The 21,207-nt window shown below is 39.2% G+C and carries 20 protein-coding genes and 1 other RNA gene; 14 read left to right on the forward strand and 7 right to left on the reverse strand.

The annotated features are described in order from the left end of the window. The first annotated feature begins 83 nt into the window (after nucleotides 1-83). The 10 genes from N7Z68_RS09315 (at nucleotide 84) to N7Z68_RS09360 (ending at nucleotide 8,688) form a co-directional block, all read left to right on the forward strand. Entirely contained in the window at nucleotides 84-302 is a 219-nt protein-coding gene (locus N7Z68_RS09315; protein WP_275118206.1) for a spore germination protein, read from the forward strand. A gap of 38 nt (nucleotides 303-340) precedes the next feature. Beyond that, entirely contained in the window at nucleotides 341-793 is a 453-nt protein-coding gene (locus tag N7Z68_RS09320) for an Hsp20/alpha crystallin family protein (RefSeq protein WP_275118207.1), read from the forward strand. A 175-nt stretch (nucleotides 794-968) separates the two neighbouring features. Then, entirely contained in the window at nucleotides 969-2,078 is a 1,110-nt protein-coding gene (locus tag N7Z68_RS09325) for a hypothetical protein (RefSeq protein WP_275118208.1), read from the forward strand. 171 nt (nucleotides 2,079-2,249) lie between these two features. Beyond that, nucleotides 2,250-3,020: an SDR family NAD(P)-dependent oxidoreductase gene (locus tag N7Z68_RS09330; RefSeq protein WP_275118209.1), complete on the forward strand. Its 771-nt coding sequence runs from the start codon at nucleotides 2,250-2,252 to the stop codon at nucleotides 3,018-3,020. 239 nt (nucleotides 3,021-3,259) lie between these two features. Then, a complete protein-coding gene (locus N7Z68_RS09335) occupies nucleotides 3,260-4,087 on the forward strand; it encodes an amidohydrolase family protein (RefSeq protein WP_275118210.1) in 828 nt (275 codons plus the stop codon). Between the two features lie 296 nt (nucleotides 4,088-4,383). Next, nucleotides 4,384-5,211, forward strand: coding sequence for an electron transfer flavoprotein subunit beta/FixA family protein (locus tag N7Z68_RS09340; RefSeq protein WP_275118211.1), 828 nt, complete (start codon nucleotides 4,384-4,386; stop codon nucleotides 5,209-5,211). After that, nucleotides 5,211-6,245 (forward strand): electron transfer flavoprotein subunit alpha/FixB family protein, encoded by a 1,035-nt coding sequence (locus N7Z68_RS09345; RefSeq protein ID WP_275118212.1) that lies wholly within the window; start codon nucleotides 5,211-5,213, stop codon nucleotides 6,243-6,245. The genes N7Z68_RS09340 and N7Z68_RS09345 overlap by 1 nt, the downstream gene beginning before the upstream one ends. After that, entirely contained in the window at nucleotides 6,229-7,524 is a 1,296-nt protein-coding gene (locus N7Z68_RS09350; protein WP_275118213.1) for an FAD-dependent oxidoreductase, read from the forward strand. Before N7Z68_RS09345 ends, N7Z68_RS09350 begins: the two co-directional genes overlap by 17 nt. Then, a complete protein-coding gene (locus N7Z68_RS09355; RefSeq protein WP_209124632.1) occupies nucleotides 7,524-7,820 on the forward strand; it encodes a ferredoxin family protein in 297 nt (98 codons plus the stop codon). Before N7Z68_RS09350 ends, N7Z68_RS09355 begins: the two co-directional genes overlap by 1 nt. 292 nt (nucleotides 7,821-8,112) lie before the next feature. Next, entirely contained in the window at nucleotides 8,113-8,688 is a 576-nt protein-coding gene (locus tag N7Z68_RS09360) for a class I SAM-dependent methyltransferase (protein WP_275118214.1), read from the forward strand. A gap of 295 nt (nucleotides 8,689-8,983) precedes the next feature. On the opposite strand, the gene N7Z68_RS09365 is transcribed toward N7Z68_RS09360, so the two are convergent. Then, entirely contained in the window at nucleotides 8,984-9,331 is a 348-nt protein-coding gene (locus N7Z68_RS09365; protein WP_275118215.1) for a hypothetical protein, read from the reverse strand. A gap of 331 nt (nucleotides 9,332-9,662) precedes the next feature. Between N7Z68_RS09365 and N7Z68_RS09370 the strand changes: the two genes are divergently transcribed. Next, nucleotides 9,663-10,571 carry a phosphatase PAP2 family protein gene (locus tag N7Z68_RS09370; protein WP_275118216.1) on the forward strand — a complete coding sequence of 303 codons (909 nt, stop codon included), beginning with the start codon at nucleotides 9,663-9,665 and terminating at the stop codon, nucleotides 10,569-10,571. 144 nt (nucleotides 10,572-10,715) lie between these two features. Here the strand turns inward: N7Z68_RS09370 and N7Z68_RS09375 are convergent, their stop codons facing one another. The 6 genes from N7Z68_RS09375 to N7Z68_RS09400 all read right to left on the reverse strand — a co-directional run bounded on the left by N7Z68_RS09375 (nucleotide 10,716) and on the right by N7Z68_RS09400 (nucleotide 15,716). Next, nucleotides 10,716-11,387, reverse strand: coding sequence for an SOS response-associated peptidase (locus N7Z68_RS09375; RefSeq protein ID WP_275118217.1), 672 nt, complete (start codon nucleotides 11,385-11,387; stop codon nucleotides 10,716-10,718). Between the two features lie 161 nt (nucleotides 11,388-11,548). Then, nucleotides 11,549-11,729: non-coding RNA, 6S RNA (ssrS, locus tag N7Z68_RS09380), on the reverse strand. 279 nt (nucleotides 11,730-12,008) lie between these two features. Further along, nucleotides 12,009-13,250, reverse strand: a complete 1,242-nt coding sequence (locus tag N7Z68_RS09385; protein WP_275118218.1) for a TolB family protein — start codon at nucleotides 13,248-13,250, stop codon at nucleotides 12,009-12,011. Between the two features lie 130 nt (nucleotides 13,251-13,380). Next, on the reverse strand, nucleotides 13,381-13,590 hold the full coding sequence (locus tag N7Z68_RS09390) for a hypothetical protein (protein WP_275118219.1): 210 nt from the start codon (nucleotides 13,588-13,590) through the stop codon (nucleotides 13,381-13,383). Nucleotides 13,591-13,638: 48 nt separating this feature from the next. After that, nucleotides 13,639-14,064, reverse strand: a complete 426-nt coding sequence (locus N7Z68_RS09395) for a hypothetical protein (RefSeq protein ID WP_275118220.1) — start codon at nucleotides 14,062-14,064, stop codon at nucleotides 13,639-13,641. A 317-nt stretch (nucleotides 14,065-14,381) separates the two neighbouring features. Further along, the gene (locus N7Z68_RS09400; RefSeq protein WP_275118221.1) at nucleotides 14,382-15,716 is read right to left on the reverse strand and encodes a DUF2254 domain-containing protein; all 1,335 of its coding nucleotides are present in this window, start codon (nucleotides 15,714-15,716) and stop codon (nucleotides 14,382-14,384) included. A gap of 177 nt (nucleotides 15,717-15,893) precedes the next feature. Between N7Z68_RS09400 and N7Z68_RS09405 the strand changes: the two genes are divergently transcribed. From N7Z68_RS09405 to parC, 3 genes are all read left to right on the forward strand, one after another. After that, a complete protein-coding gene (locus tag N7Z68_RS09405; protein WP_275118222.1) occupies nucleotides 15,894-16,313 on the forward strand; it encodes a CoA-binding protein in 420 nt (139 codons plus the stop codon). Between the two features lie 394 nt (nucleotides 16,314-16,707). Continuing rightward, nucleotides 16,708-18,681 (forward strand): DNA topoisomerase IV subunit B, encoded by a 1,974-nt coding sequence (parE, locus tag N7Z68_RS09410; protein WP_275118223.1) that lies wholly within the window; start codon nucleotides 16,708-16,710, stop codon nucleotides 18,679-18,681. A 1-nt stretch (nucleotide 18,682) separates the two neighbouring features. After that, on the forward strand, nucleotides 18,683-21,127 hold the full coding sequence (parC, locus tag N7Z68_RS09415) for a DNA topoisomerase IV subunit A (protein WP_275118224.1): 2,445 nt from the start codon (nucleotides 18,683-18,685) through the stop codon (nucleotides 21,125-21,127). Nucleotides 21,128-21,207: the final 80 nt, after the last annotated feature.

Here is a 21,207-nt window from a genome sequence, read left to right on the forward strand (position 1 = left end):
AATGTGTAGTGATAAAACAAATGCGTAACGATAAAACAAATTGCAACATAAACTAAAAGTATCTTGATATAGAGGGTGTTTATATGCCAGCGATCGTATTTGGTCCATTTAAAATTAATGCTAATGACGGAAATATAAGTTTTGGAGATGTGTTAAACATGTCTCCTAAATCAGCTAGTAAATCTGTGATAGGGTCTGGGAGCGCGCACACGGGTGATTTTATGATGACCTGGAACGGTATTAATATGAACAATGCTTTTGACCCGGATGCGGTCGACCAAAATGTTTCTGGAAACCAATAATTTGCAGCAGGTAATTTTAATGTGAAAGGAACATCAAAGTGAACAATTTTGATCCATTTCAACATGTGAAACAGTTTCAACATTACTTTGATCACTTTTTCAGAGAAGACTTTTGGGATAAGTTTCAAAATTTACCTAACAACTCGATGAACCAGTTAAAAGTAAATCTTTATGAGTCTGGTTATGAGCTGGTATGCGCGATCATTCTACCAGGGTTAAAATCGAAAGAGGATATTTCCATCTATATTGATGAAAATGTGATTGAAGTGGAAGGTCAGATGAATTTCAATTTAAATGGCTATCGAACCCTTCAAGAAGAAGCCAATCCAGGAAACTTTAAGCGATCTATTGATCTGCCTTACCCGATCCGTAGAGACCGCGTCGAAACGGCGTATCGCAAAGGAGTCTTGTATATTCACTGCCACCGCTTATTAACCCAAAACGATCGCCAGCAAATCGCCATTCAGTCCATCGAAGACGAAGACCAATGAACGGTGCCAGGCACCTTCATTACATTAATGCATTAATGGTAGCAGGTACCTTTAGTACTGTATTACAATAAAGGTGCCTGCTACCACTTTTTTATTGTGAAGTTCTTTCTTTTCCATCTATAATAGAAAGAGCAACTATGCAGGAAAATTCATCATTGGAAAGAGGGTTTCAACTATGAATCATCACCTGACGATCCAAGGGCTTGATGCCTTTCACATTGATAGTTACGGACTTGCTTTTATTATTAAACTCGTAGAAAAGCGAGCGGAAATCGACTTGGCTATCGTTCGTGAAAAAATAACACAAGAGCAACAAAAACTACCAGAAAAACGGCAATCTAAAACAAATGGCGGCGTAGCAAACATTCTGAAAGGTTCCTACAATAATATTAAACATACATATGACAGCTGGCGCGCAGATTCGCTAAGAAAAGAACTGACGGATAAGAAACAGTGGCTGACGTTGTGGTCTGAGCAAGCGTGGGCGACGTTAAATCACGATCAAAGTTTAAAACAAGCAACAATTGAAGAATTAAAAAATGCCTTTCTACAACATAAAGAAAATGAATATAAACTGTACTTAATTTTACAAGAAGCCGCCCTCACCCCCATCTATGCTGAACTGGAAGGGTTTCCTAAAGGTTTATCGGAACGTGATATGAATAAAGGTCTTGAAGTAATATCGACAGAATGTGGATTTTCTAATGAGGTCGGCAAATCAATCATTAAAAATACGGGAAATTTCCTAAAAGAAGTTAATAATTACTGGGGACGCGTGATCAAGTGGTCGATTGCAGGTACAGGTGCAGCCCTCTTAACTGCAGGATTAGCAGCACCGGCGATCGCAGCTGCTATTGGAGGCACCATGGGGCTGGCGGGTGCTGCGGCAACATCTGCAGGACTTGCTGCTATAGGAGGAGGTGCTATTGCCCATGGAGGTTTAGGAATGGCAGGCGGGTTGCAAATCTTAATAGGTGGTGGTGCACTGCTTGGAGCAGTAGGCGGTGGAAGCATTGCAAATTTTATCAGCAAACTACCGAAGGATGCCATTGCAGTTTCCATGGTTAAAATCATTAACTATGTTATGTATTTAAGAACCCATTACAGCAAAAATGATTTTTATGCGAATCAACTATCGCACCGAGTAATCCAAGCTTTCCTCCTGTTTAAACACCAAGCAGAAACCGATTTTCTATTAAATCGAGACATTATATCCGAAACAGAAAACACTCGTAAAGCTCTAGATATAATGAACATCACCTTAAAAAAGTTAGGAAACATTTAACCGATAAAATTAGAAAACACTTGTCGCGAACGTGTAATTTAATAACTACAAAAGTTTCACTAAAATGTTCCATATTCATCACCAGATATTCACAAATAGTAAAATAGTATATTCATAGATATGCTAAGCTAAAAATAGAAACAGTACATACTATTGTAAAGGGTGAAGACAATGAAATTTGCAGATAAAATCGTAGTCATTACAGGAGCGGCAGCAGGAATTGGCAAGGAAACCGTTAAAGCGTTTGCGAAAGAAGGAGCGAATGTAGTATTAGTTGATTTACACGAAGAAACCCTTCAGTTAACTGCAGAAGATTTGCAGTTAACTGAAGGTAAGTATTTGATCGTCCAAGCCGATGTGAGTAAAGAAGAACAAGTGGAACGTTATGTTCAACTAACACAAGAAAAGTTTGGCAGAATCGATGTCTTTTTTAATAATGCTGGTGTCGAAGGTGTCGTTCAACCGATCACTGAATACCCTTCAGAAACACTTGATTTAGTAGTAGATGTCAATATTAAAGGTGTATTTTACGGCTTGAAACATGTCTTACGTGTGATGCGAGAACAAAAAAGCGGTTCTGTTATCAACATGTCTTCAATCGCTGGTTTAAAAGGCAGCCCTAACGTTAGTGCGTATATCGCATCAAAGCATGCAGTGGTAGGTTTAACGAAAGCAACAGCTATTGAAGCGGCAACATACGGAGTTCGTGTCAATGCTGTAAACCCATCTCCTGTCAATACTCGGATGATGCGTTCGTTAGAGGCTGGGTTCTCTCCAGAACATGCAGATGTAGTGAAAGAAAACTTAACAAAAACAATCCCGTTAGGTCGATACGGGGAGTCCGATGATGTAGCAAATGCTGTTTTATATTTAGCTTCTGAACAGGCAAATTTCATTACGGGTGTGATCTTCCCGATTGACGGCGGTCTATCCGCACAATAATTTAGTGTGTTAAGGAAGAAGACGGTAATTAATACAAATGGACAATGATAAGGCGAGCAGTACTCTTCACCTGACCCCTCACAAAATAAAATACTTAAAGATTAAAGACGGAGATCCTGGATTTTCGTCTTTTTCGCTATCTTGTTGTTTCTACATGTATAAAGAAATTATCTCAGTACATTAAAAAAATGGTATACTTATAGTGTGAATATACAGAAATTTCTGAAATAGGAGGGTTAATGTTGAACCGTAAAATTGACGTACACGTTCATGCTTTTCCAGAAAAATTAATGAATGCGATCTATAGTTGGTTTCAAAGAGAAGGATGGGAAGTTCCTTACGACGGTTGGAATGCTGAAAAGATATTTGATTACCCTGGACAAAATGGCTTCGAGAAATTCTTAGTGCTTCTCTATGTACATAAAAAAGGAATGGCACCTGAATTAAATGACTGGTTATTTGAGCAAGCGAAAGAACGGCCTGAAATCATCCCGGTTGGTTCTGTTCATCATGAAGATGATGTCGAAACAGAAACGCATAAATGTTTAGGTGAACTCGGTTTTGCCGGTATGAAGCTGCACTGCCAAGTCCAAAACGTTAGAATGAATGACGAGCGGCTGTTTCCTTTATATGAAGCACTGATTCATTATGATAAACCTGTAATTGTTCATGCCGGAACTGCCCCTGTAGATTATACCGGGACTGTTGGCGTAAAATATTTTGCCCAAGTGATGGAGCGGTATCCTGAATTAAAGGTCCAAGTCGCACATCTTGGCATGAATGAAACAGAGGCGTTTTTACGCCTTGCTGAAGAGTTGCCTGGTGTCATGTTTGATACGGCTGCTCTAGATGCAAAAAGTATGTCAGATCAAGATGCCTTTCCACCTCCTGAGCAATTTAAAGAGTGGATTGAACGCCTGCCTGATCGAATGATGTACGGCAGTGACTTTCCGTTACTTAATGGAAAATCGAGTGAGATCGAGCGACAATTTGTCAGTCTTGATCTAGATCCAGCCGTTAAACAAGCTTTATTTTATGACAATGCAAAAAGGTTCTGGGGGATATAAAAGTCGCAGGAATAAAAAGAAGAGCATGTAGAGGTGCACACTCATTATAAGTGCGTCTCTACATGCTTTATTTTGGTGCTTGAAAGTATCAATCTCTTTAATTTACTTTATCCTTCTGTGAAAATTTGAACTTAATTTTACAGCTGGCGAATTAATAACTCCTTGGAACACGGATAATCTCAAAAGAAAAAAGCATTTTATTACCATTGTCCTTATATATTTAAAGTAATGACATAAATGGTAAACACATACCTATCTGAAAAATGAATGGTTTGGTGTTGAAAGGAGTGATCTGATTGCTGCATATCGTAGCGTGTATTAAACAAGTGCCTGACACGAAGATCATCAAGATGAACCCTAAGACGAACACGATGGACCGAGCCAGTGCCCCCGCGATTTTAAACCCGTACGACTCACATGCCGTAGAAGAAGCAGTACGCTTGAAAAATCGATACGGAGGAACGGTCTCCGTCGTGACGATGGGCCCTCCACCGGCGGTCAAAGCGATTAAAAAATGCATTGAAATTGGAGCCGACGAAGGGTATATGATCTCAGACCGTGCGTTTGCCGGTGCTGACACATTAGCAACAAGCTATGCCTTAACGTGTGCTCTGGAGAAAATCTCAAAAATCAAGCCGATCGATTTGATTATTTGCGGGAAAATGACCATTGATGGAGATACAGGACAAGTTGGCCCGGGTATTGCTAGACGCCTGGATATTCCCCCGTTAACTTCGGTTAAGAAGGTCGTTGAAGTGAACAAAGAAGAAGGTCATATGGTCGTTCATCGTAAGCTGGAAGACGGCTATGAAGTCATCCAATCACAATTACCGTGTTTACTATCGGTAGAAAAAGAGATTAACGAAGTTCCTTATTCAACGTTTCCTAATATGTTAAGAGCTGCCCGCTACGAACCTACCATTTGGGCTGTTGCCGATTTGGAAGGTGCAGATAAAAAACAGCTTGGTCTAAAAGGGTCACCAACAATTGTATCTAAAGTGTGGGCCCCTCCAAAGCCAGAAGGCGGAAAGATCTTGGATGGTAGCTCGCAAGAAAAGGTTGAGCAGCTGCTTAGCGTATTGATGGAGAAAAAAGAGCTATTTACCCAGAAAGGAGGAGCATAATGAACTTTGAAGATTATCGTGGCGTCTGGGTTTTTATCGAAGAAACAGATGGAAAAATTGCTCCTGTATCACTTGAATTACTAGGAGCTGGAAGAAAACTCGCTGATAAACGCGGAGTCGAATTAGGTGGCGTGATCATCGGCGAAAATGTGAAACGTCTCGCAAGCGAAGTATACGAGTATGGTGCAGATGTCGTTTATGTATACGATGCCCCTATTTTTAAAGATTACCGAACGGAATCGTTCATGAAAGCTCTTCTCGATTGCTGTGAAAAACACAAACCAGAAATTATTTTATATGGTGCAACTTCAACTGGAAAAGACTTAGCGAGTGCTGTAGCAACCGATTTACCGACTGGGTTAACTGCAGATACAACCGAACTTGATGTGGAAGAAGATACAGGATTATTACTAGCCAGCCGTCCAGCTTTCGGCGGAAACATTATGGCGACCATTCTTTGTAAAAAGTATCGCCCGCAAATGGCGACTGTACGTCCGAAAGTGATGAAAGCGCTTACTAGAGAACCGGGGCGAAACGGGAAATTAGTTGAGGAACACCTTCCATTAAAAGAAGAAGATGTACGAACAAAAGTTTTAGAGATTGTTAGAATGGCAACGAAAAAAGTAAAAATAGATGAAGCTGATATCATTGTCGCCGGTGGAAAAGGGCTCGGGAGCTCAGACGGATTTCAGTTATGCCATGAGCTAGCAGAGACACTAGGCGGTGCGGTTGGAGCGAGCCGCGATGTTGTAGAAGCAGGCTGGATTGAGCACCACCATCAAGTCGGGCAGACAGGCGTAACGGTGACGCCAAAAATTTACTTTGCGATCGGGATCTCGGGGGCCATTCAACACATTGTCGGCATGAAAAACTCAGGGTTAATCATCGCCATAAATAAAGATCCAGATGCTCCAATCTTTGAGTCGTGCCATTACGGAATTGTCGGTGATGCGTTTGAGATCGTCCCGATGTTAATTGACCAGTTTAAAAATGTATTGACGAGTGAGGAGGAACAACATGCCCGAAAAGTTTGATTGTATTGTCGTAGGAGCTGGACCTGCTGGAATTTCATGTGCTCATGACTTAGCGAAAGGAGGTGCCAAAGTTCTTCTTCTTGAGCGCGGCGAATACCCAGGGTCAAAAAATGTAATGGGTGGCGTCCTGTATCGGCAAATGATGGAAGATGTGATCCCAGAATTTTATAAAGAAGCACCTCTTGAACGCCCTGTCGTCGAGCAACGATTTATGATGATGGATAAAGAGTCTGCGGTAACGTTTGGTTATAAAGGACTGGAGTGGGGAAGAGAGCCCTACAACAACTTTACGGTTCTCCGCGCGAAATTTGACCAATGGTTTGCAGGTAAAGCAGTTGAGCAAGGTGCCTTACTCGTCAATGAAACGGTTGTTCTGGAATGCATTGTTGAAGATGGAAAAGTCGTCGGGGTTAGAACCGACCGACCAGACGGGGAAGTTTATGCGGATGTCGTCGTTTTAGCCGATGGGGTTAACTCCCTTCTAGCTAAATCACTCGGCTTTCATAAAGAATACCAGCCAGATGAAGTTGCACTGGCAACGATGGAAATTTTAAAACTGGACTCTAAAATAATTGAAGACCGTTTTAATCTCGAAAAAAATCAAGGCTGTACGATTGAACTTTTCGGTGATGCTACTAAAGGGATCTTGGGAACGGGCTTTTTGTATACGAATAAAGATACGTTAAGTATAGGAGTTGGAACCCTCTTATCAGGCTTAATTAAACATAAAATTCGCCCGTACGAACTGCTCGAGTATGTGAAGAACCATCCGATGATCCGTCCGTACATTCAAGGAAGTGAGCCGCAGGAATACTTAGCTCATCTTATTCCAGAAGGCGGATACCATTCGATGGGGAAAGTTGTGGGCAATGGCGTCATTGTCGTAGGTGATGCAGCCCAGCTCGTTAATGCGATCCATCGTGAAGGTTCGAATTTAGCAATGACATCGGGTCGATTTGCTGCCGAAACGGTATTAATGGCTAAACAAGCAGGCGATTTTTCTGAAAAAATGTTAGACCATTACCGTAAAAAATTAATGGATAGCTTTGTCGGTCAAGATTTGAAAAAATACAAGGACTCTACACACCACTTTGACAAATTCCCGCAATACTTTGATCAATATATACCGATGATGAACAAAGCCGCAAGCCAAATGTTTACCGTTGATGGAATGTCTAAACGTGATAAACAAAAGAAAATTATTAAAGATATCGGGACACCTAAACAGAAACTTAAAATTGCGCGCGATATGATTAAAGCCTGGAAGGTGATGAAATAATGAGTGAACAAAAAAAGGGTCAGTCTATCGAAGAAAAGCAGTATCTTGTTCGCTTTAACGCCGATACGAAATCACATCTCCATGTCATGGATGAAGACATTTGTTTGAATAAATGTCCAGACAAAATCTGTACGATCTTTTGTCCAGCTGAGATTTACAAGTGGGAAGATATCCGAATGCACGTAGGGTATGAGGGGTGTCATGAATGTGGAAGCTGCAGGATTGGTTGTCCGCATCAAAACATTCAGTGGGAATACCCAAAAGGTGGCCACGGCATTGTGTTTCGGTTAGGGTAATAGGTAGAGTGTTGTAGTTGATTTTACTAGATAGAAATCAATAGAAATTCTTTGATCCCAAAGCTATTACTTGACCACGGTAATAGCTTTTTTTATTTTGGACGATTGAAAAAGTTACCTTTATAAGAAAAAGAGCATTCAGATATTCATTTTAAAGCGGAAAAGCTGTTAAAATGATTAGGTGTTCAATTCGTATTTAACAAAGTCTTGTTCAGTTAAGTTCACCTCAACATAAAAAATCGATGGTTATTATAATAATTTAGGTAAACTGGAATTTTAAGGAGCTGATCAATTGGACTCACGGCTAAAATGGAATCAGAAGTACAAGAACCGTCTTCAAGAAATGGAGTTACCTTTACCGAATCCAAGGTTACAACAGCTTACACAATATTTCACAGGTGGTTCGGCTCTCGACCTTGCTTGTGGCCTCGGAGCAAACAGTCTATACCTTGCCAAGCAAAACTATGAGGTTGAAGCAGTAGATGTATCGGATGTCGCCATTGAACATCTAAAGCAACAGTCGCTACGTCAAAGTTTGAACATTCATCCATCAGTAATGGATTTAACGGATAAGGGTTTATTTCATAAAAAAGAGAAGGAATTTGATCTTATCGTTATCACATATTACCTTGACCGCTCGATATTTCCAATCATCCCATCGATATTAAAAGACAATGGCTTCTTTTTCATGGAAACCTTCTATCATTCACCTCACAACAAGAAGAACGTATCTGCTCAATACAAACTAGAACCAGGTGAATTACTTTCAACCTTTACAGATGCAAACTGGCATGTGTTATTTTATGAAGAAAATGAAAGCGAGGGCCGGCAAACGATATTTGTACGAAAAAAACACTCATTGTCCTAATAATGTGTTGCTCTTCACTTTGTGCTTTTCCTTTTCTTGTTACTGAGGATACTTCCCGCGCGAAATTTAATTCGCTTGTCCACATTTGTTTATGGGAACACCTATTACACATAGGCAAAATTGGCGTTTTAAGTGATGAGTTGAGCGCTCTTTCAGTTGCACAACTATTTGACCTCATATGTATTCTTCGAAATAAGCAGTTGGAGAAGTGGTGTTAAAAGGGGTTATGTATGTGTAGATATTCACAAACGACACCAAAAGAAACGAAGATGAAATCTTGTTTCTTTTTTTGAGGTTAACTAGCGGCTTGTGGGATTTTCTTCATATTGTCTTGAGTTGCACTTGTTTCTATTTCCTTTGTAAAAGATAAAGCATCCTCCATCGTTGGGAAAAATGCAGATATAAAGTATGGGTGTTGACAATCAAATCGACCACATGATTTAGCAGGGTAGACTAACACGCGCCACTGATAAAAATGACAGTTTTGTGAGATTTCTATACCCTCTAAGGCAATAAGCCAATGTGTACAGTCGTCAAGTAATTCCTGTTTCGCTAACTTTTCTAAAGCTAAGATCCGGTCATTTTCACCGATAGGTACCAGTGGCTTTTGATAAAACTCACCAAAGTTAGGAATGAAGTTCATACACATTTCTCCTTTATCATTTTATTTTAAAAAGACCAAAACTTAGCTGTCGTTTGAAAACGTTTACATTTTTGTTCTCCAATGAGATTAGAAATCGAATTATTTTATTATATGTTCGTTTTCGAAAAAAGATTTTTATTTCAAGAAAATTCTTTCAATTTATAGTGTTGAATTTTTTTAGTAGCAATTCCATGGGAAGTCCTGATTTATAAGACAAGTGTCACCTGTATGTATATGGTCTTATTCAAAAATAAAACAGTACTTTAGAAGGGAATTAAATCCTGATGTCGAATGATAGTAAGATAATTTTATAACCAAACTAGGAGGTCTTATGAATCAAACCGATATTTTAGTGACAATGACTGAGCTGCAAAATCCATTTTTAAATTTCTTTGCACTTATCTTAACGTTTTTAGGAAATGAAGAATTTTATATGATTATTTTACCGCTCGTTTATTGGTGCATTTCCAAGACGGCCGGTTTTCGTCTATTCTATGTCTTTTTAATGTCGATTTACATTAACGCATTTTTCAAAATCCAATTTGCTGTAAAACGGCCGATTGATATTGATGGTGTTAACTCCATTTTTTTAAAGTCTGCGGAAGTTGGAAGTCATTATCCGTATGACTCGTTTCCAAGCGGACATGCTCAAGGTTCAGCTACATTATTTGGGTATCTAGCTTATATGATTAAGAAGCGTTCATTTTGGATTTTTGCCATTATAATCGTATTCTTGATTTCGTTATCTCGTCTGTATTCAGGTTTACATTGGCCAACGGACGTTGTTGTCGGTATTTCACTGGCTGTTGTCGTATTGATTATTGGTATCGCAATTGAGAAGCGTGTTTCTAAGCTATCAACAAATATCAAATGGATCTTAGCGATTGTGTTCCCGATCTTTCTAATGATCATTTTCCCTGAAGAAGAGGGTATCAAATATGCTGGCTTTTTATTAGGGGCAGGTGTGGGTTATTTACTTGAGGCACAAACCAATCAAATGGTTATTGCTAAAGAGCTTTGGAAAAAAGCAACTGCTTTTATAATTGGTATCGTTGGTCTCGTGGCCATTCAATCCGGGTTAAAAGTCGTTTTTCCGGATGCGATTTTATTTGACTTCATACGGTATGCATTCGTCGGATTATGGGGGTTATACGTCGCTCCACTAGTCTTTGTATTATTAAAGCTATATCAATCCGAACGTTCTGTTCCTGCACCAAAGGATCCAACGATTTCTGGATAAAGAAAAAAAGGCTGACTTTGCTAGGTCAAGCCTTTTTCCGTTTTCGACTGATTGTTAGTAAGCCTTTTAGCTTACTGTAGCGGCTAATCGAAAAATTAATGAACCTGGAGTAGGATCGATATTTTACAGCCTTAAGTCTAGATTTTATACAACTGGCGTAATTAAAGAAGGGGAGTCGTTTTTTGGTGAGTTGACTTCTGTCGATACTTCATAAGCTTCCATTTCTTCTGGTGGAAACGGTTGAAGCATTTCATCTAATACATCCGGGTCTTCAATCTGCTTATGTAACCATACTCTTTCTGTTTCTTTTGTTAAAATGACTGGCATGCGATCATGAATATCCTTCATAAACCAATTAGGGCTCGTTGTAACGATTGTACACGAATAAATGACATTTCCATCTGGCGAATTCCACCGTTCCCACAAGCCCGCCATAGCGAAGACATCTTCACGCTTTAATTTAATTCGAACCGGCACTTTTTTCTTATCAACTTTTTTCCACTCATAGAAGCTATCTGCAATGACTAGACACCGACGCTGTTTATAGGCATGCTTGAAGCTGGCTTTTTCTGCTAATGTTTCTGCTCTCGCATTAATTAGTTTATAGCCGATTTTCGGATCTTTTGCCCAGGAAGGGATGAGGCCCCAGCGCAGAAAACCCGCTCGGTTAACTTCACCATCATTGATAACCGTTAATATAGGTTGACTAGGGGCGATATTGTATCTTGCTGAATATTGATCATCGAAATCGTTCACAATATCAAATCGCTCCTTAAGTAAAGAGGGATCCGCAGCTAGTGTAAACCGTCCACACATTATGTTCACCTCACATTTTTTATTATCATTATAGGCAAGTTACGTTACTTCCATAAAGCATTTTTATCATCATTTACAGAAAATAAAAAAACGACCGGAGCATTTAAACGCCCCAGTCGTTATCGGAATAAGTAAAGAAAACGAAACACAACAAACCTAATATGTATCCCACTTTGCCGTACCTCGTGATGTCTTAAAAACCTACTCTCGTAGGTGGGTGTCCTCTCCAAATCCTTCAACTTCCCCTAGCTTGCAGGGCTTGTTGTTAGAAAGGGTATGTTGAACTCCCTAAAAAACAGTATCGGTTTAAGACATTAAGAAGTACTAACATCGTAGGGCGACGTTATGTAAAAGGAGGAATGGTAAGTCATACATCCATCCCTTTCAAGATAACGCATGTATGGTATGCGTCATGGCAAGAGTTTTGAAGTGAGACGTGGAGTAATTCACCACGTGCTCGGGTTTGTTGTACTCATAATATACCACGCTCAAACTGCTTTATTCAATGGTAAGTAAAGGTGCGATAACCAACAGAAAATATGTTGACGAACTTAGGCGGCGCATCACTATTTTTGAGCATTTAATGAGTTATGCTGTTTTAATGAAGAAGGTGCTTTTCTTCTATCTGTCACTCGAAAAAAGAGAATAATTTTCTACATTCTCAATCCACAATTGAGCATTCTCCCCGTACCGGTCTGCGATCCATAAATCACCGCTGTGATCAGTAAGATCGGCTTTTCTTATCCAGGTCATTATTTCAATAGAAGGCAGAAATTTTGGATCATAATCGCCATAACCTTCGGGAGGAGCCGTTAATTTCTTCTGACCGTATCCACTTATATCTAGATTATACAGAGCGGGTTTCGGACGTTTTTCAGGCTCGTTGGACCATTTACTTTCTTTTACTCTTGATACGATGAGAGAGTGATCATTTACCCACGTAAACCCAAGCTCTGCGTAATTAGGTGGAGTGAGTCTTGTGGAAGTCGAAGAGGGGAGTTCTGTTACTTTTAAATCTTTGTCTTTAAATCCAAAGACAATTCGGCCCCCGCCCGCAATATAACCTAATCTGTTTTTCGTCAAAGCCCACTTTGGATTGTCTAGATGAAGGATGACTTCATCAATAGCTTCAAAAGATTTTCCTTCATTAGAAATGAAGCATAGCATATTAATGTCCATTGACATGGATGCGGTAGGCGAGACGATAAATGAAATCCATCTGGCATCTGGAGAATACGAAAAATCGGTCGCCTGGATTGCCATCAGGGTAATGTCTCCTTTTTTCACTTGGGTTGGAATAACAAACAGTTCCTTCACATTGGCGGTTAAGTTTGATATATTTTGATACCCTTCTTTCATAGGAATGTTATAAAGGGTCGAATTTGTCCATCCTGTTGGTTGGAGTACTGCACGAGATGAGACAATAAACCCTTTACCATCAGGTTGCCATTCATAATCACATACACCTAAGGCAATGTTATAGAAAGTTTTCAAGTCAGAAATGTTAAGTACGTTTTGGCTTTTAAAAGCTATGATATTTTCATCAGGGGACCACTTCGCATCAGATCCATCATAAAAAATTTTTGTATGTTGTTTCGTGTTTGTATCGTAAACCCAAATTTCGTTTTGAGAGGCATCTTTTCCTTGTTTCTGATACAGAAGCCTACTACCGTCAAAAGACCAGGCTAGTGAAGAAGTGTAGTGGGCTCGTTCCGTTGTGATTTTTTCTTCTTTTTGATTGATGTTCGTCCATAAATAACCGTCACGCACAAAAGCTGCTTGTAGTTCGGTTAATTCCATTTCCGCGTGAATAGAAGTTGGGAGTAGCAGACATAGGATGATTAGCGCTTGAAGAATTTTCATAAAAGATCACCTCCAGCTTAGTATCTTCATTACTTGAGAGGAGTATGAACTTATCATGGGAGAGAGGAGGCAAATCTTCATAAAAAAGCTGTGATCAAAAAGAAAAGATGACGATTACGGTCATCTTTGTTTACGAGGAGCGAACTAATTCTTGTTCGGCTTCAGTTACTTTTTTACCTGCTTTATAGCGATGTAGTGCTTTCTTGAGAAGATCGGCGATAATATATTCATATGCTTCGACTTCTTTTCGAGTTTTTGCTTGTTTGACTTTCTTTTTCATTTCTTTCAACTTTTCTTTTTCCGATTCTTTTAAATAAAGAGCAGGAGTAAATTTATTCATGCGATCATCTCCTTTACAGTTGTAGTCGTTATATCCATGTATTCGAAATTAATCTTCTTCATCATAAGTAATGGTTCCGAGTTTAGCGTTTAAGTATTGCTCTAGTTCTTCTTCAGAAACTTCGAATTCTTCATCGATCCCCATATTCGCCGCTTTATTCGCTGCTTCCATCGAGTTCTTTAATGCTTCATCCTCCAGTTTGCCTTCTGCTAACTGATGACTTATAAGAAAGCTCATTCCGTTTAGACCGGCTAGTACACTTAACGCAGCTATTTCTGAAAAACTACCATTAGGGTTTAATAGATTAACTGCGACAAACCCTGCAACAGCGCCAATTAATATAAACGTAGAGACTACCTTTCTTTTAAAATTGTAACTGAACTTGAATTCTGCCCAAAGAATGGTGATAAGTCCTCCGACGGTTCCTCCGATAATAGGTATGATTATTTGTAAAAAAGCTTGTTCCCAGGACATCCAAGTATCTCCTTATTTTTCCTCTATTATAACATAAAGAACGAGAAGGGATAACCAGCTCGCTCTACTTTGATTGTTTATAACGTTGTAAAGACCTCTCAAGAATTAAGCAAATACTAGTTTCGTAAGCCTGAACCTCATCGACAGACTTCGCTTTGTTGATCTTTTCTTTTATCATTTTGATCCGGAGTTTTTCTTTACTCGTAAGGTATTTTGCGGGTTTCAATTTTTCTCACCTAACTTCTTTTAGTATCAGTATGGGAAGACCAATTCATATCCATACATCTATATTCACTCAGGTAGAAAAATGAACTATTTTAAAAATTATGATGAGGGTCATCTTTGGGTTTCGTATGGATAGCTAGTTTTTCTAGCTTTTGATGCAGATAATGCTCATCTAAAGACAAAAATTTCATTCCGTTCATGCCCTCAATAATGTATTCAGAGAACGAGTGAATTTCTTGTTTAACCTCACGATCGTTATGTGAGGCGATAACAATTAAAGCTTCTATTATCGCTGAGATGACAGACACATCATCGTTTGCATAATGGCGAATTTGATAGAAAGAATGATAAAGGTAATCTCGAAAGTGCTTCTGCTTCAACATCAATCGCAGGGCTCGTTTATCGTCATTATAGAAGGCGCGCTCTACATTTTTTTGACCCAATACAGTTAATACTTTACCTAGTTCATTAATGCACGAAACAGCTGTATTCGGATCGTTAATTCCTGGAGATAAAGCCTTTAAACAAATCTCTACTAATTTAGTTAACCCAAAATCAATATCTTGGACGGTAACTCGTTCATGACCAATAAGAAAGTAAGGTAAATAAGAATTAGAATCTATATTCTTGGCGAGTGGCCATATATGAAGGAAAGGAGTAAATGTATCAACGTAGTCACCTAGTTGAAACTTCATCTCAATGATTACATCGTCTTGTTTCGCTTGTTCAATTAAAGCTTCAAGTTCAATTAATTGTAAATAGCCGGGTTTTTCTACATGTACGAACAAAGGTTCTGTTCGTTTAATTTCGGCACTTTCCCAATCATCCCACGGCGCATCATGATAGGAATTTTCTTTATTGTGATAATTTTTTTGTATCGCATCAACGGTGTTACGCGAGATTTGATGGATCAAGTTGCTTACTTGAATCCAAAGAGAAACATGATGAATAAAAAAGACAAAAAAACCGACACAAATGATGGCATAGATGACAGCCACCGTCGGGGAGAAAAACAGCGATACCCCATCACGCTCTCGTAATAACAAAAGAGTTACGATGGAAAAAATAAAGCCGCTAATAAAAACCCCTAATATGCGTTGCGTATGATGGTCATTTACAAAGTTTTGCAGTGTTCGAGGGGAGAACTGTGATAAATAAGTCGTTAGAACGACCATAATGGTTGAAAAAGAAATGGTCGTCATCGTTAGTAAAGAAGCAGAGATTGCACCTAATAATGTTTGTGCTAATGCTAAATCAGTGAAAAATACAGATGGAAGAATTGCCCCTAATCGTGTGGAATAAAAAATATAATAGTCTATTTGTACAAACAAAACAGCAAGGGCGATAGCAATCAAGCTATAAAAACTCGGTAAAAATAAAAAGCTGGATCTAAGTTGTAGTAATCTTGTCTGGAGTCGGCTCATCATTTCACCTCGCCTGCAGCATGTATTGCTATCACGTAAAAAATAGTGCCTTTCATGCTGTATTATTTCTTTTTAGTTAAAAATTATGAAAAAAGTGCAGGAATTTTGTAGATTTTGCTGAATGTATGAGAGGCGAAGAGAAATCGTATGATATAAGGGAATAAAAAGGAGTGATCTTATATGACGGTCGAAAATCCGAGTCGTACTGAAATAGGAGAAATTTTAAAACGCAGCAAACGTATTGCAGTTGTAGGACTATCAACAAACCCAGAAAGAACGTCTTACATGGTTTCAGAAGCGATGCAAAATGCAGGATATGAAATTATTCCGGTCAACCCAGCTGCGGTTGGAGAAGAAATTCTTGGTGTAAAAGCGGTTGGATCGCTAAAAGATATCGATGGTCATGTCGATATTGTTAATGTATTTAGAAGAAGTGAGCATTTGCTGGAAGTGGCAAAAGAAGCCGTGGAGATTAAGCCTGACGTATACTGGGCTCAACTTGGTCTTCAAAACGAAGAGGCATTTGCTTATCTACAGGAACATGGCGTAACGTCAATTATGGATCGATGCATTAAAGTTGAACATGCGTTAACCAAATAGTTACGTAAGGTCCTTAACTGATTGGAAGTTAAGGACTTTTTTATCCTAAGTTGATTACCTTTAAAGTTCAATTTAAGTTAATACTTCACGTTAAACGTGCAAAGAAATAGGTATCATTAGAAAAATGTGAATAGAGTACCAACTGTAGTACTCCAACCAAATTACAAGCAATAGAGCTTCGATTCCCTAAATTTTCGACACGGTCAGGACAAAAGTCATAAATTTTTCGTAGAAAAGCAGGAAATCGATCGTTGTGTACAAAATATACAAAGAAACAGATGTTCTTTTATGATATATTGTTTAAGGGTAAATTAGATTTTTTCCTAGTTTTAGGTTATAGTTCTATTCTAGAGAAAAGAAAAATGAATATGAGCGTGGGAAAGGAGCTTTCAATTTGGCGACAAAACAGAAATTAGAATACAATGATGATGCCATACAGGTACTCGAAGGCTTAGAAGCCGTCCGTAAACGTCCTGGAATGTACATTGGAAGTACAGACAGTCGCGGTTTACACCATTTAGTATATGAGATTGTAGACAACTCTGTAGACGAAGCGTTAGCTGGCTACGGTGATTATATAAAAGTTACGATACATAAGGACAACTCGATCAGTGTCATTGATGATGGCCGGGGAATGCCTACGGGGATGCACAAATTAGGCAAACCGACACCTGAAGTTATCCTTACTGTATTACATGCTGGAGGAAAGTTCGGTCAAGGTGGCTACTCAACAAGTGGGGGACTGCATGGAGTTGGTGCTTCGGTTGTTAACGCTCTATCGGAGTGGCTCGTCGTTGAAATTAAACGCGACGGAAAAGTCTATCGTCAACGCTTTGAGCACGGAGGAAAACCTGTTACGACGTTAGAACAAGTCGGTACAACAAAGAAAACAGGAACGAAAATTCATTTCAAACCAGACTCAACGATCTTCAGTATTACAACTTATAATTTTGAAACGCTTACTGAACGATTAAGAGAGGCAGCCTTCTTGCTCAAAGGGCTGAAAATAGAATTAGTTGATGAACGTAAAGATAAAGAAGCAACTGAAACGTTTCACTATGAAAGCGGCATCGAAGCTTTTGTAGAATATATAAATGAAGATAAAGAAACATTGATGCCAGTTATCTTCTTTAGTGGTGAACAGAACGGAATAGACATGGAGTTTGCTTTTCAATTTAATGATGCGTATACCGAAAACGTACTTTCTTTCGTTAACAATGTACGTACAAAAGACGGAGGAACGCATGAAGCTGGAGCAAAAACAGCGATGACCCGTGCGTTTAACGAGTATGCACGAAAAGCGAAGTTATTAAAAGAACGAGATAAAAACTTAGACGGTTCGGATATTCGCGAAGGTTTCACTGCAATTATTTCGGTTCGTGTACCTGAAGAGAAGTTACAGTTTGAAGGGCAAACCAAAGGAAAGCTAGGAACTGCTGATGCCAGGTCTGCTGTTGATGCGATCGTTTCTGATAAACTGGCTTACTTCTTTGAAGAAAATCCAGATCTAAGCACTATGTTGATTAAAAAAGCAATTAAAGCTGCTCAAGCGCGTGAAGCTGCACGGAAAGCACGTGAAGAAGCACGGAGCGGCAAAAAGAGAAACAAAAAAGACGTTCTTTTGAGCGGGAAACTTACGCCAGCTCAATCCAAGAACCCGAGCCGTAATGAACTTTATCTAGTAGAGGGTGACTCTGCCGGCGGTTCTGCGAAGCAAGGTCGTGATCGCAAATTCCAGGCGATCCTACCTTTACGAGGAAAAGTTATTAATACAGAAAAAGCAAAATTAGATGACATTATGAAAAATGAAGAGATCCGCACGATTATTCACGCGATAGGTGCTGGAGTCGGCGCAGATTTTTCGATTGAAGATATAAACTACGATAAAGTTGTTATCATGACCGATGCTGATACAGATGGTGCTCACATTCAAGTTTTACTACTTACATTCTTCTATCGCTATATGAAGCCGCTTATAGAATCCGGAAAAGTCTACATTGCACTTCCACCACTTTACAAAGTTAGTAAAGGTACAGGTAAAAAAGAAGTTTTAGAATATGCATGGGATGAAGACGAACTAAAGCAAGCGATTAAAAAAATTGGTAAAGGTTATACAATCCAACGTTATAAAGGTCTAGGTGAGATGAACGCTACTCAATTGTGGGAAACGACGATGGACCCTGATACTCGTACGCTTATTCGAGTGAAAATTGATGATATTGCTCGTGCTGAAAAACGTGTATCAACATTGATGGGAGATAAAGTTGAACCGCGCCGTAAATGGATTGAATCTCACGTTGCATTTGGTTTAGAAGAAGAAACGAACATCTTAGAAAATGAAAATATCATGGTAACGAAGGAGGATTAACTTGGCACAGACAGAGCGCTACTTAGACCTGCCACTAGAAGAAGTCATTGGCGATCGCTTTGGTCGCTATAGTAAATACATTATCCAAGATCGTGCGCTGCCAGATGTACGTGACGGCTTAAAGCCTGTACAACGCCGAATTTTATATGCGATGTACCGTGAAGGAAACTTAGCCGATAAACCGTTCCGTAAAGCCGCAAAAACAGTCGGTAACGTAATCGGTAACTACCATCCACACGGTGATACGTCAGTGTATGATGCAATGATCCGTATGAGTCAAGATTGGAAGCTTCGCAACCTTCTTGTTGAAATGCACGGGAACAACGGTTCAATTGATGGAGATCCACCAGCAGCAATGCGTTATACAGAGGCGCGGTTATCATCGATCGCCTCTGAACTATTGCGAGATATCGATAAAGAAACAGTTGATTTCATTCCCAATTTCGATGACACGCAAGAGGAGCCTGTTGTTTTACCTTCGATGTTTCCGAACTTACTGGTCAATGGTTCCACAGGGATTTCCGCAGGGTATGCAACCGATATTCCGCCACATCACTTAGGTGAAGTGATTGACGGTGCCATTCACTTAATGGAGAACCCGTTAGCCAGCTTAGAAGATATTATGGAATTTGTAAAAGGACCTGATTTTCCTACTGGAGGTATCGCTCAAGGGTTAGACGGAATTAAACAAGCATATCAAACAGGAAAAGGGAAGGTTGTATTACGAGCTAAAACAGAAATCGAAGAGCTTAAAGGCGGGCGTCAACAAATTGTTATTACTGAAATTCCATATGAAATTATTAAAGCGAACCTCGTAAAGAAAATGGATGAGCTTCGTTTTGATAAAAAAGTTGACGGAATCGCTGAAGTGCGTGATGAAACAGACAGAACGGGTCTGCGAATCGTAGTAGAATTGAAGAAGGATGCAAGCTCTGAAGCAATCTTAAATTACCTATTTAAAAATACTGATTTACAAATCACATACAGCTTTAACATGGTTGCCATTCATAATAAGCGCCCGCAATTACTCGGCTTAAGAGAAATGCTACTAGCTTATGTGAGTCACCAAAAAGAAGTTGTTACACGCCGGTCAGAATATGAGCTACGTAAAGCAAAAGAGCGTGCCCATATTGTTGAAGGACTTATTAAAGCGATCTCAATTCTTGATGAAGTGATTGCAACAATCCGCTCATCAAAAGATAAGCGCGACGCTAAAGATAACTTAATTGCACGCTTTGAATTTACTGAACCACAAGCTGAGGCAATTGTTACGTTACAGTTATATCGTTTAACGAATACCGATATTACGACGCTTCAAAAAGAGGCTGATGAATTAGTTAAGTTAATTAATCGGTTAGAATCGATCCTTAACAGCGAGAAAAAATTAATCAGTGTTATCAAAAAAGATTTACTTCAAATTAAGGAAAAGTTCGCAGATGAGCGTAGAACGGTCATTAAAAAAGAGGTTGAAGAAATCAAGATTGACCTTGAAGTTCTTGTTCCAGCTGAAGATGTGATGGTTACCGTAACGAAGGAAGGGTATGTGAAACGTACGAGCCTTCGTTCTTACGCAGCATCTAATAGCGAACCACCAGGAATGAAGGAAGAAGACTATGTGATTGGTCATTATCATACGAATACTGTAGATACACTCCTAATTTTCACAAAGCTAGGAAACTACTTGCATTTACCAGTTCACCAACTTCCAGACATTCGTTGGAAAGATAACGGCCAGCATGTGGCAAACCTCGTTTCAGGATTAGGTCGTGAAGATGAAATCCTTCACTCAATGATCGTTAAAGAATTTAGCGAGGAAGAATATTTAGTATTCTTCACGAAACATGGAATGATTAAACGAAGTCAATTGTCTCTTTATAAAGCGCAACGTTTCACAAAACCTCTCGTTGCCGTAAAGTTAAAAGAGGATGACGAAGTAGTAAATGTTCAGTTAACAAATGGCGCAACAGAAGTATTTATCGGAACTCACCAAGGCTATGGCTTATGGTTTGATGAGGATGAAGTCAATATCGTCGGTCAGCGAGCTGCTGGAGTTAAAGGAATTAACCTGAAAAAAGATGATTATGTCGTTAATGGCCATACGTTTACGTCAGGAGAAAATGTTTATATCTTTGTTGCTACGCAACGAGGTGCTGTTAAAAAGATGTCGATGAAAGAATTTGATAAATCAACAAGAGCAAAACGTGGTCTCGTCATGTTACGCGAGTTGAAAAAAGAACCACATCGAATTATAGGAATTGAAAAAGTTACGAGTAACGAACAAATCATCTTGATGACAAAAACGGATGCCAAAGCTTTTGTGGAAGTTGCTCATTTACGACCAAATGATAGGTATAGCAATGGATCATTTGTCATTGACAGCGCAACAGATGGGGAAGTTAACCGCATATTACAAATTGTTAGTACGGAACCAAAAAATGATGAGTAAATACTCATCATTTTTTTCTTTGTTTTAACTATATATAAAATAAAAAGGGGAAAATCCAGTATGAATGGAGGGAGATCACT

Source organism: Alkalihalobacterium chitinilyticum (assembly GCF_029028005.1).
Classification (GTDB): Bacteria; Bacillota; Bacilli; order Bacillales; family Bacillaceae_F; genus Alkalihalobacterium; species Alkalihalobacterium chitinilyticum.